This window comes from Mycobacterium hackensackense (assembly GCF_025822555.1).
GTDB classification, from domain to species: Bacteria; Actinomycetota; Actinomycetes; order Mycobacteriales; family Mycobacteriaceae; genus Mycobacterium; species Mycobacterium fluoranthenivorans.
Genome location: NZ_JACKUC010000037.1, coordinates 59,179 through 71,876 on the forward strand (window position 1 = coordinate 59,179; position 12,698 = coordinate 71,876).

General features: G+C 65.3%; 8 protein-coding genes. 7 read left to right on the plus strand and 1 reads right to left on the minus strand.

Annotation, left to right across the window (positions count from 1 at the left end):
- The first annotated feature begins 126 nt into the window (after nucleotides 1-126).
- The 7 genes from H7J86_RS28185 (at nucleotide 127) to H7J86_RS28215 (ending at nucleotide 10,917) form a co-directional block, all read left to right on the plus strand.
- Nucleotides 127-2,070, plus strand: coding sequence for a hypothetical protein (locus H7J86_RS28185; RefSeq protein WP_267294978.1), 1,944 nt, complete (start codon nucleotides 127-129; stop codon nucleotides 2,068-2,070).
- Nucleotide 2,071: 1 nt separating this feature from the next.
- Nucleotides 2,072-3,592, plus strand: coding sequence for a hypothetical protein (locus H7J86_RS28190; RefSeq protein ID WP_090359878.1), 1,521 nt, complete (start codon nucleotides 2,072-2,074; stop codon nucleotides 3,590-3,592).
- Nucleotides 3,589-5,070, plus strand: coding sequence for a glycosyltransferase (locus H7J86_RS28195; protein WP_267294980.1), 1,482 nt, complete (start codon nucleotides 3,589-3,591; stop codon nucleotides 5,068-5,070). Before H7J86_RS28190 ends, H7J86_RS28195 begins: the two co-directional genes overlap by 4 nt.
- A gap of 50 nt (nucleotides 5,071-5,120) precedes the next feature.
- Nucleotides 5,121-6,752 carry an ArnT family glycosyltransferase gene (locus H7J86_RS28200; RefSeq protein WP_170847355.1) on the plus strand — a complete coding sequence of 544 codons (1,632 nt, stop codon included), beginning with the start codon at nucleotides 5,121-5,123 and terminating at the stop codon, nucleotides 6,750-6,752.
- 135 nt (nucleotides 6,753-6,887) lie between these two features.
- Nucleotides 6,888-9,239, plus strand: coding sequence for an arylsulfatase (locus H7J86_RS28205; protein WP_187098312.1), 2,352 nt, complete (start codon nucleotides 6,888-6,890; stop codon nucleotides 9,237-9,239).
- A 116-nt stretch (nucleotides 9,240-9,355) separates the two neighbouring features.
- Nucleotides 9,356-10,066, plus strand: a complete 711-nt coding sequence (locus H7J86_RS28210; RefSeq protein WP_235683544.1) for a hypothetical protein — start codon at nucleotides 9,356-9,358, stop codon at nucleotides 10,064-10,066.
- On the plus strand, nucleotides 10,063-10,917 hold the full coding sequence (locus H7J86_RS28215; RefSeq protein WP_267294982.1) for a formylglycine-generating enzyme family protein: 855 nt from the start codon (nucleotides 10,063-10,065) through the stop codon (nucleotides 10,915-10,917). Before H7J86_RS28210 ends, H7J86_RS28215 begins: the two co-directional genes overlap by 4 nt.
- A gap of 41 nt (nucleotides 10,918-10,958) precedes the next feature.
- Here H7J86_RS28215 and H7J86_RS28220 read toward each other — a convergent pair whose 3' ends face one another.
- Nucleotides 10,959-12,533, minus strand: a complete 1,575-nt coding sequence (locus H7J86_RS28220; protein ID WP_267294984.1) for a hypothetical protein — start codon at nucleotides 12,531-12,533, stop codon at nucleotides 10,959-10,961.
- Nucleotides 12,534-12,698: the final 165 nt, after the last annotated feature.

The following is a 12,698-nucleotide window of genomic DNA, read 5'->3' on the forward strand; positions in this document are numbered from 1 at the left end:
TGACTATCTCGACAATTCGCCGAAATGTTTTTTGGCGTGTGGCTTTCCCGCGATGGCGGAAATCGGCGGATAACAATTTCGCCACTCGTCTACTACCTGCAGGCGTAGCGAATATGGTTTGCCCTGATGGTCGAGAGATTGCGGTCGGTAATCGCGGTACTGATTGTCGTCGTGGCGACGCTGATGGTGCCGGGTGTGCAGGTGGCACACGCAGCTCCGGATCAGCCGTGGTTGGCTGATTCGCCCACGCTCGCCCTGGCCGCCCTGGGTCTTGATCCCGATCTGTTGCTGTACGGCCAAGTGGGCACCGCGACCCTCACGGTCCCGGTTCCGGCCGGGATGGTGCCGTCGACGTTGAACCTCACGGCGCAATTGCCGGTGAACGTGCGCAGTGCGACGATCACGGTCAGCCAGGACAACCGGGTGATCACTCAGGCCGCTATACCGGCGCAGCGTGGGCCCGTCGTCATACCCCTGGTCGGGGTGCAGGTGGTCGACAACGCGATATCGCTGTTGGTGCGCAGCTACCTGCTGCCGCTCGACGGGTACTGCCTCGATCCCACCAATCCGTTACGACTGACCGACGTCTCGCTGAGTTACGCCGGGCAGGAGCAGGTTCCGGACGTGGTGGCGGACTTCCTGCCGCCGATCCTGCGGAAACTGGTGATCTATACCGGCCGGCGGCCGTCGCAAACCGAAGCGAATGCCGTCGTGCAATTGGCCACCGCGATCACCTCACACTATGGAAAGCAGAACCCGACGGTGGAAGTGGCGCCACTGCCTGCGCCGGCCGCGCAGCCACCCGGTTCGGCAAGCCCGCTCGAGCGCCACATCGTGGTCGCCGAGGGGCCCGATGCAGGCGTGTCGCTGTATCCCGGTGGCGGAATGCCCGCGTTGCTCGTCACGGGCTCCGCCGCCGAGCTCACGAATCAGGCAAGACTGCTCACCAGCGGTCTCTCGAAGTATGCACTGTCATCGAAAGCCGTTGTCGGACCCCTGAATTCCGCTCCGCAGCTGCCAGGAAACGAGACGACGATCCGTAAGCTGGGTCAGCCGGGCGTGAACGCCGTCGCACTCAACCCGCAGGTCGGGATCGCGCTGGACCAGACTCGACTGGGACGGGCGGCCCACAACATCAGAGTGCATCTGCAGGGGTCCTACACACCGCTTCCGAACAGCATCGGTGGGCAACTGGTCGCCACCATCGGCGGAGAGACGATCGCCAGGTGGCCTGCCGACGCCAGTGGCGCGATCGACCGTTGGGTGGACATTCCCGACCGGCTGTTGCGGCGCTATACGACACTGGCCGTGCAGGTGAGTATTTCCGGCAACACCGGCCGGTGCGGGGAGTTCCAGCCCATCACGCTGACCATCGACGGGGAGAGCGCGGTGCGCAGCGAACCGGCGCAGCCGCCCGTGCCGGTCGGATTCCAGTCACTGCCGCAGGCGTTGATGCCGCGCGTGGTGATCGGGATCGGCGACGATCGGTTCGCCGATACTGTGCGGGCGGTGCAGATCATGACTGGCTTGCAGCGGCTGAGCGCACTGCCGATCGACACCTCGGTGGTACCGCTCGCAGAGGCCGTCGCATCCTCGAATCCCGCGGTACTGATTTCCCCACAGGGGTGGACCGATTCTTCGGTCACGTTGCCCGTCTCGGCGCCGGACGCCGTCCAGATGACCGTGGACGTGTACGACGACGGCGGCAAGGCGACGACGCTGACACTGGAGCCTGCGCTCAAATTCGCCTCGCTGCAGGTGATTTTCGACGGTCGCCGTTCGGTGCTGGTGGCGACGTCAAATGGGGCACCCGCTCAACTCGACGAGCTGTTGACGTGGTTGGGTGCCGACGAGCGCCGGTGGTCCATCGTCGACGGCGTCGCCCTGGTGTCGATCGCAGGTCGCCCTCCGGTCACGGTGACTGCCCCACAGCGGACGACTGAGTCCGCGTCGACCAACACGTCCTCCGGGGCCGTGTGGTGGTGGATCGGTGGGTCGATGCTGGTCATCGTGTTGGCGTTGACGGTCTGGTTGCGGATCCGGGAGCGGCGCCGCATCAAGGACGGCTGAGATGACCGCGGCCGGCGACACCTCCGAACGGCCCAGATGGACCCTCCGGAATCGCTCGGTGGAGAACCTGCATCCGGTGACGCGGATGATCCTGCGGTGGGGGTTCATCGCGATCCTGACGGTCGCGGCATTCCACCGCACCATCGCGAGTGCGTGGGCGACAACCGTCGGCGGCGGTTTCGGCGGATACGTGTGGATCGTCCCGATCGCGGCGGCGCTGGCGGCCGTCGGGATCGCACGGCGACACCGCACCGAGCTGCCCATCCACGATCGTCAGACAGACATCATCGTCGCGACGATGGGTCTGGTGATGGCGCTGCTGGTACACGGCGTCCTGCTCCAGCGCTACGGGCTGTACTTCCACCTCCTACGGCTGGATCTGGTGGCGATGTGGCTGTTCGTCGTCAGCGCGAGTGTCGCGATGTTCGGTTTGCGGCCCATCATCCGGTTCGGCTGGGCGTGGCTGGTGCTGTTCATGGTGTTCCCGCTCCCGTACTACCTGACCGTGATCGTGTTGGGCGGCAATCGGGTTGCCGCCGGCGTGGGGACGATGGTGATCGCCGCGACGGCCACCGCGACGGCTGTCGGGCGACGCGTCAGTCGTGCGATGGTGGGCTCCAATCTGGCTTGGCTGGTCGGTCTGCTGTTGCTGGGTTTCATGGCGATCTTCCTGCCCAATGCAAGTCTGAGGCAGTATCAGTACGTTCCCGCGCTCACGTCCATCTGTGTGGTGGGCTCGTTGATGTTCCTGGCCGCTCGGCGTGGAGAACCGAAGCGGGTACTCGACCGCAAACTGGAACCTCTTGCCGCCCGCCAGATCTGGTCGGCCGTGCCGTTGGTACTCGTTATCGCGGTCCTGCTGTCCCTGGTCCGATTGCCAGAGATCGGTCTCGCCCCTGCGGCGCGGGTCGACAAGATGGATTTCTCGGCGCCGATGAAGGCGCCGCCGGGCTGGCGGATCTTGGAGAGCCAGCGCTATACCTGGGTCACCCGGTACTACGGCCGCGGCGCGGTGCTCACCAGACAGAAGATGGTCGCCGATCGAGGGAACCCGCACTACGACAAGTTCTCCCGGCCGCGCACCGTGATGGTCGACAGCCTCACCACGCTTCGGCCGTTCTCGTTGAATGTCTATCCCACCCGAATGATGTACCGGATCAACGGTATCCGGCTCAGCGGCATTCGTCCGGTAGATCTCGGGTACGGCACCAGGGCCGATCTGTTCTCGGTCGTCGACGACAAGATCCTGGTGAGTTGGGACGGCCTGCAGTGGACATGGACCGACGGGACCGTGGGCCGCCGGGTCCTGGCCATCGCGGTGGACAACCACGAGGACTGGGCACCGTTCCCGCAGCCGACAGGCGGTCTGGTCCCGACGCTGAACTCGATGTTCACGGTGTTGTTCCGCGGGAATTCCGCCACCGCCGACGACGATCCGAACATCAAGGACGACGATCTGCTCACCGAATTCGGGCACGCGCTGGTGCGCGCCGAATTGGAACCGCTGGGGGTGGATCCATGACGCTGGAGATGCCGTTCCCGGTCGACATCGGGTTGACCGAGGAGCATCGACGGTTCGCGCTGGACCGGGCGATCAACGGTCTACGCGACGAACATCCGATGCAGTCGGCCTCGCGTGCGGTGTGGGGTTGGCAGAAACCGACGCTACTCACCGCCGTCGGCGTGACGCTGATATTCGCCATCGTGCTTCCGATGCAGACCGCGGTGGCGCTGATCGGGCTGTGCACCTTCGGATATGTACTCACCATGACCGACCGGATTCTGATCTTCCGAGAGGGTCTGGCGTCGAAGCCGATCACCATCACCGATGAGCAAGCCCGTGCCATGCCCGACGAAGACCTTCCGCGTTACACGATTCTGGTGCCGGCCTATAACGAGCCCGAGGTCGTCGGCGATCTGATCGGCGCGATGTCTGCGATTGAGTACCCGGAGCACAAGCTGCAGGTGCTGCTGCTCCTTGAGGAGGACGACGATGTCACCATCGCCGCTGCCCGGGCGTGCGGTGAATCCGAGGTCATCACGATCCTGCTGGTCCCGCCGGCGGACCCGCGGACCAAGCCCAAAGCGTGCAATTACGGGCTGTGTTTCGCAACCGGCAGCATCGTCACGATCTATGACGCCGAGGATCTGCCCGAACCGCTGCAACTGCGCCGCGTCGTCGCGGCATTCGCTTCGTTGCCGGATGATATCGCCTGTGTCCAAGCGAAATTGGAGTACCACAACGGCCACCAGAACATCCTGACGGGATGGTTCACGGCCGAATACGGACTGTGGTTCGGCTATCTGCTACCCGGGATGATGCGGAGCACGTCCCCGATTCCCCTCGGGGGAACCTCCAATCATCTGCGCCGGGAAGTCCTCGACGAGATCGGTGCGTGGGACCCGTTCAATGTCACCGAGGATGCAGACCTCGGTCTGCGTATCGACGCGTCCGGCTATCACACCGCGGTGATCGATTCGGCAACGCAGGAAGAGGCGAACTCGGATCCGATCAACTGGATCAGACAGCGATCCCGTTGGTACAAGGGTTATCTGCAAACCTGGCTCGTGCACATCCGTAATCCACTACAGCTCTATCGGGTGCTTGGGCCGCGCAGCTTTCTGCGGTTCAACCTGGTGCTGGCCGGAACCCCGATCATCGCCGTGCTCAATCTGGTCTTCTGGCTCATCACCGTGCTGTGGTTCTTGGGTCAGCCGGAAGTCGTGGGTGCGGTGTTCCCGCCGGTCGTCTACTTCCCGGCCCTGATCGCGTTGGTGTTCGGTAATGCGGCGACGATCTACATGAACCTCATCGCGTTGCGTGAAGACGATCGCTCGGACCTGTTGCTGGCGGCGCTGACGGTGCCCGCGTTCTGGCTGATGATGAGTATCGCCGCGGCCAAGGGTGTGTACCAGATCATCCGCAATCCGTCGTACTGGGAGAAGACGTTCCACGGCCTCTCGGCCAAACCGGGCGATGGTGGGGGCACGACGACGTGACTGCACGGGTGCTCTCGGACCGGCAGTGCAAGTGGCTGGCGTACCTGACGATGTTGGTGGCGTACCTGGCCGTCGGGTATTGGCTGCAGGTGCATAACGGGTTCATCCTCGGAGACGCGCTGTCCCGCGTACAGGCCTCGGAAAGCGTGCTCTACAGCCGCGATCCGCATCTGGCCGCGATCGGGTTCATCTTCACACCTCTCACCGCGATGCTCGAGGTCCCGGTCATGTTGCTGTCGCCGTTCTTCCCGGATCTGACGGCGCGAGGGTTTGCCGGCAGCGTCATGTCCGCGGTGTTCATGGCCGGCGCGGTGGTACAGATCTTCGCCACCGGCAGCGATCGCGGCCTGCCGCGGGCCTATACCGTCACGATCACCGCGCTGTTCGCCCTCAATCCGATGATCATGTTCTACGGATCCAACGGGATGAGCGAGGCCCCCTTCGTCTTCTTTCTGACTTGGGCGGTCCGCCGTCTCATCCTCTGGATGACCGATGACGATGTGCATCACCTGGTGGCAGCGGGCGGTATCGCGTTGGGCTTGGCCTATCTGACTCGTTACGACGCGGTGGGCACCGTGGCGGCCGCCGGCGTGCTCGTGGGGGCGACGACGTACCTGCGCGCGCGGGAGGCACCCCGCATCCGGCGCGCCCTGCTCGACCTGTTGCTGGTCAGCCTGCCGGGAGCCGCGGCCTTCGTCGGCTGGGCCGCGACCAGTTGGTTGATCACCGGTGACGCCTTCGGTCAGTTCAGCTCCCAATACGGAAACTCGGCGATCTTGAAACAGTCCGGCGGGGCCGCTGCCACCAGTTTCACCGGAGGTCTGGCGTTCGCCGCGGTGTGCATCACCCTGCTGGCGCCGACCTTGTTGCCGATCGCACTGTGGGCGGGCGTGGCGCGCAGGCACTTCCCGCATCGCGGAGTGCTGGCGGTGCCGGTACTGATGTACGGGGCGGTGCTCGCATTCCAGACCTACACCTTCGCCACGGGGGCGACCTTCCCGTTCATGCGTTTCTACATTGCCGCGATCCCGTTGGCGTCGACGCTGGCGATGCTCGCGGTACCGGAGGGCAGACTTGCCGAACCCACACGGCGTGGGCGGCACGCGCCGCCAACCGCCGCGGCCGCACCGCACAGGTCGAGGGTCGGTTATGTGGCGGTGGCGATGCTGGCTGCGGTCGCGGTGCCGGTCGCCGGCCGGGGGATGATGTCCCCGCACTATGCACCGCAGGAGTACGCGCTGGGCACGGTGCTGAGCCCGGACCCCAACTCGGTCAGTCCGCAGAAGGCCGTCGAGCGGCGCATCGTCGCAACCTTCTCCACGGAGCGTGACATCGCGAAGTACCTGGATGGTCTGGATCTGCCGGACAGTTCGGTGATCACCGACACCGTGTACGGGTTCGCGGTCGTGGTTGCCTCCGAGAACCCGCGGATTTTCGTCGTGCCCTCTGACCCGGACTTCGTCGAGTTGCTCAACGACCCGTCCGCGCACGGGATCAAATACCTGCTGTCGGTTCCGCCCAGCGGGCGAGGGGCCTCCGATGCCCTCAATCAGCGTTACCCGACGCTGTACGACACCGGATCCGATGTCGCCACGTTGGAACTGGAGATTCCCAACGACGGCGACAGCCAACCGGATTGGCGGCTGTACCGGGTGCGCGATCCGGTGAATCCGATGGCCTGACGGAGGCCAGAACGATGCGTTCGACGCCTCCGATTGATGGCGGCGTCAATTTTCTCAGCTGCGCCCTACTCCGCGGGTGTAATCTCCGGGCGACCGTCGAGCGAACGGCGGATCCGACGACTGCAAGAGGCTGCCATGGCATCGGAGTTCAAAGGGAAGATTGCTGTCGACATCCGGGATTCGGAGCCGGACTGGGGCCCGTATGCGGCGCCGACGGCACCCGAGGGTGCGCCCAACGTGCTGTATCTGGTGTGGGACGACACCGGCATCGCCACCTGGGATTGCTTCGGCGGACTGGTGGAAATGCCCGCCATGCGCCGGATCGCGGAGAAGGGGGTGCGGCTGTCGCAGTTCCACACCACGGCCCTGTGCTCGCCGACCCGCGCCTCCCTGCTGACCGGGCGTAACGCCACCACGGTCGGGATGGCCACCGTCGAGGAGTTCACCGACGGTTTTCCCAACTGCAACGGCCGCATCCCGCTGGACACCGCGCTGTTGTCCGAGGTGCTCGCCGAACGCGGTTACAACACCTACGCCGTCGGGAAATGGCACCTGACGCCCTTGGAGGAGTCCAACCTCGCCGCCACCAAACGACACTGGCCACTGGGCCGCGGTTTCGAACGGTTCTACGGCTTCATGGGCGGCGAGACCGACCAGTGGTACCCCGACCTGGTCTACGACAACCACCCGGTAGCGCCGCCGGCGACTCCCGAGGACGGCTATCACCTGTCGAAGGATTTGGCGGACAAGGCAATCGAGTTCATCCGCGATTCCAAGGTGATCGCGCCGGACAAACCGTGGTTCTCCTATCTGTGCCCGGGCGCCGGGCATGCACCCCATCACGTCTTCGCCGAGTGGGCGGACCGGTACGCCGGCAAGTTCGACATGGGCTACGAGCTCTATCGCGAACTGGTGCTGGAGAAGCAGAAGGAACTCGGCATCGTCCCGCCGGACACCGAGCTGTCCCCGATCAATCCCTACCTGGACGTCAAGGGCGCAGGCGGTGAGCCGTGGCCGCTACAGGACACCGTGCGGCCGTGGGAGACGCTCAACGACCAGGAGAAGCGACTGTTCGCCCGGATGGCGGAGGTGTTCGCCGGATTCCTGTCCTACACCGACGCTCAGATCGGCCGGGTCCTGGACTACCTCGAGGAGTCCGGTCAACTCGACAACACGATCATCGTCGTCATCTCCGACAACGGGGCCAGCGGTGAGGGCGGCCCCAACGGTTCGGTCAACGAGAACAAGTTCTTCAACGGCTATATCGACACCGTCGAAGAGAGCATGCGCTTCTACGACCAACTCGGTGGTCCGGAGACCTACAACCACTATCCGATCGGCTGGGCGATGGCGTTCAACACGCCCTACAAGCTGTTCAAGCGCTATGCGTCGCATGAAGGCGGTATCGCGGACACCGCGATCATCAGCTGGCCCAAGGGAATCAAGGCCCACGGTGAGTTCCGGGACAACTACGTCAACGTCTGCGACATCACCCCGACGGTCTACGAACTGCTCGGCATCAGTCCGCCGGACGAGGTGCGCGGTATCGCACAGAAGCCGCTGGACGGGGTGAGCTTCAAAGCCGCTCTTGATGATCCGACCGCACGCACCGGCAAACAGACGCAGTTCTACACGATGCTGGGTACGCGCGGGATCTGGCATGACGGGTGGTTCGCCAACGCCGTGCACGCGGCGTCACCGGCCGGCTGGGGTCACTTCGACGAGGACCGCTGGGAGTTGTTCCACATCGAGTCCGATCGCAGCCAATGCCATGACCTCGCCGGTGCGAACCCGGAGAAGTTGGAGGAGCTCAAGGCACTGTGGTTCGCGGAGGCCGCCAAGTACAACGGGCTCCCGCTGGGCGATCTGAACATCTTGGAGACGCTCGCCAGATGGCGCCCCTCCCTGGCCGTCGATCGCACCAACTTCACCTACTACCCGGATATCGCCGAGGTCGGTGCCGGCGCAGCCGCCGAATTGCGCGGACAGTCCTTCTCGGTGTTGGCCGAGGTGACCGTGGATGCCGCTGACGCTGAGGGCGTGTTGTTCAAACACGGTGCCGGACACGGCGGGCATGTGCTGTTCGTCCAGGACGGACGACTGCACTACGTCTACAACTTCATGGGCGAGGAGCAGCAGTGGGTCTCGGCCTCGGCGCCGGTACCGCTGGGCAGTCACGTCTTCGGGGTGCGTTATGAGCGCACCGGCACCGTCGAAGGCAGCCACACACCGCTGGGGGACGTCTCGCTGTTCGTCGACGACACCGTGGTGGCGACCGGTACCGGCATCCGCAGCCACCCCGGTAGTTTCGGCCTCTCGGGCGGCGGTATCGCGGTCGGCCGCAACAGCGGACAGACCGTGTGCAGCGCCTACACGGCGCCGTTCGCCTTCACCGGCGGGACCATCGCCAAGGTGGTGGTGGACATCTCGGGTACGCCGTACCGCGACGTCGAACGGGAACTGGCCCGCGCCTTTTCGAAGGACTGAGAACGCCGGCCGGACGGCTCCGTGGACAGAGCCTTCCGGCCGGTGGTGGTCGGCATCCCGGATGCGCCGTACCGTGAGGGGAACAAGGAACCGGCTCAAGTGCACGCGAAAGGCTGATGACACATCTCGAAGCAATGACCCGCTCCGCGACGGCGGTGCTGGCGTGTCTGGTGCTCGCCGCCACCGCCGGGTGCGTGCGCACCAGTGCGGGCAATCCGGTCGCCGCGGACACCGGCCGGCCGGGTACGTCGATGACGAGGTCAGTGCCGACTTCGCCGACCGGCGCTCCGGATTCGTCGGGCTTCGGCGTCGCCCCCACCAGCCGCGCGCCGATCCCGGCGGACGCGGTGACGTGTGCTCCCGAGCAGAAGCCTCGGGTCGGTTTCGTCGCCAAGGTGGCCGACCCGGCCGCGCCGGTGATCACGGTGCCGGTTCCCGACGGCTGGTCGATGCAAGGTGGCAGCGGCGATATCGGTGGCTATCTCAAGGGACCGCAGGGGATGGACTCGACGATCTCCATCGCGGCCACGGCGCTGGAGCCGGCGAAAGCCTTCGACCAGTATGCGGACCGGCTGATGGGGGAGTCCGCGGTCAGTTCGATCAGCGTGCTGCCCGCCGAGCTGTGTCAGTACAGCGGTCAGAAGATGCTCGGCGCATGGTCGGACACGCCGCAGAATGCGGTCGAGTTCGTCGACCGGGTGGTGCACATCTGGACCAACGCCGGCAACTATCTGGTGTCGGTGCACACCACAGCTCCCACCGGGACAACCGGATTCGACGCGGCCGCCGAACTGCTCGCCGGAGATTTCGAGATCCTCCTGCCATGACGCCGACCGAAGTCGTGGCCCTGCCCGGCGGGCGGTTCCGGATGGGTGCCGCCGGTTTCTACCCGGAGGAACAGCCGGTCCGGCAGGTCCAGGTCGCACCGTTCGCGATCGAACGACACCCCGTGACCACCGCGCAGTACGCCGCATTCGTCGATGCCACCGGCTACCGGACCGTTGCTGAGCGACCGATGGATCCGGCGCTCTATCCCGGCGCGGATCCGGCTGACCTGGTACCCGGGGCCATGGTCTTCCGGCAGACGCCCGGGCCGGTGAATCTGGGGGACTGGCGGCAGTGGTGGGACTGGGCGCCCGGGGCGAATTGGCGCCACCCGTTCGGACCGGACCATGCCGAAGCCGCCGCCGATCACCCCGTCGTTCAGGTCGCTTACGCCGACGCGCTGGCCTATGCGGCCTGGGTGGGCCGCCGGTTACCGACCGAGGCCGAGTGGGAGTACGCGGCGCGGGCCGGATCGGAGTCGACCTACGCGTGGGGTGAGGACGCGAAGCCGGGCGGAGAGCTGATGGCGAACACCTGGCAGGGCGCCTTCCCGTACCGCAACGACGGCGCGGCCGGATGGAGGGGCACCTCCCCGGTCGGCACGTTCGCCCCCAACGCATTCGGGCTGGTCGACATGATCGGCAACGTGTGGGAGTGGACGACCACCGAATTCACCGGGCGGGTCGCCAACGCGTGCTGCCTACCCGCCGACGATCCCGGGGTGAGCCAGGCGCTCAAGGGCGGATCGCATCTGTGCGCGCCGGAGTACTGCCACCGCTATCGCCCTGCGGCCAGGTCGCCGCAGTCCAGGGACACCGCGACAACGCATATCGGGTTCCGCTGCGCGGCGTAGCCGGGGGGGCATCCCGCGCCGCCCTGACTGGGGCAGCGCCCTCAGAACGCGAGAATCGCGAAGACCGTGCAGAGCGCCAAACCGGTGATCACCGGAAGGAAGCACTTCCGCGCCAGGGTGAGGACCGGGACCCGCGCGAAGCCGGCTACCGCGACCAGCGAGGACCATGCGACCAGCGTGCCGCCGCCGGACCAGATATTGCCCATCTGACCGATTGCTGCCAACGTCGAGGGGTCCATCCCGGCGGCCGTGCCCAACGCACCCGACAGCGAGCCCGTGAGTGGGAGTCCGCTGAACCCGGAACCCTCCAGGCCCGCGATGACACCGACGAACAACACCGTGAACGCGATGAGGAACGCATTCGGCGCGACATGGGACAGGGCGGCGTTGATGAGGTCGAACAGTAGCGCCGGTCCCGTTGTGCCCTTGGGCATTCCGAGGATCTGAGCGGAGAAGTCACCGTTGCCGATGAAGAAGAATCCGGCGATCGGCAACACGATGCCCATGGCTTTGAACGCGAACACCAGGCCGTCGACGATGTGGGTCGAGGAACTCTCCAGGAATGCCCTTTTGTTGTTGGTCAGGCAGGCCGCAAACAGCAGCATCGCCGCAATACCGCCGACGATGCCCGCAGCCTCACCGCCCTGCAGGGGCGGTACCAGGCTGGTGAACTTGCCCAGCAACAGATAGACGATCAGCGTCAGGTAAGCCAGTGGCACAATCGTCGCGAACGCCTTGGCCGACAATGATCTCGACGTTGTTGCGGGGTCGGACTCGGCGGGCGCGAGCACGGTCGTCGCGGTCGCGGCGTGCACTTCGGCGTTACTGCTGCCGCCGGCCGGAACCGGTGCGTCACCACCGAGGCCCGAGCTGTGAGTGCCGACCGATCCCGTGTCGCCGGGGCTGTCCGCACTGATCGGGACGCCGAGCTTGTCGGCCTTGTTCTCCCAGTCCACCAACAGATCCGGGGACGGCTTCTGCCAGGTCCTGCGCTGGGTGAGGTAGGTGATGGCCAACGCGACGAGACCGACGATCAGCGACAGCACCATGGCCTTGTCGGCGACATCGTCGGTATCGACACCCGCTGCGGTCGCCGAGATTCCCGGGGCGACCTTGATGATGTAGTCCGACGACAGCGCCATGCCCTGGCCTGCGATGGCGATCACCATGCCGACCGACAGTGGACTCATACCGGCGCGTATCGCCACCGGGATGAGCACGGCACCCACCAGTGGTACCGCAGGAGTCGGCCAGAAGAACAGTGAGATGACGTAGGTGACTATGGCCAGGACGACGAAACTGCTTGTGCCCGCACGCATCACCCGCCGGAATGGGGCCACCATCAGCCGATCGGCGCCCATCTCGCGCAGCGCGCCGAGCATCGCCGTCACGAAGGCGATGATCAGGAAGATATTGAACAGCTCGTGGGCGGCCACCAGGCTGGCATTGAAGATCGACGCGAGTCCGGTCACGATGCTGCCCGAAAACACCCAGGCAGTAAGCAGAGTCGCGACGACCGCCGGCACCACGATGTTCTTCCGCAGCGCCATCGTGATGAGAATGGCCACGATTCCGGCCAGATAGATCCAGTGGGCTGCGCTGAGGTGTGTATCCATCGGGGGTCTTTTCACTCACAACTGCTCGTGGGCTGTGCAGTCTGATGGGGGAATGCTCGACTCGTTGCGTGAACGGGTCAACGCACAGAGTGCACAACGCTGTGCGTGCGCCCCTGTGCAACGTGTTCCGACATTGTCATCCTGATGTCGCGGTGTTTCGCCAAC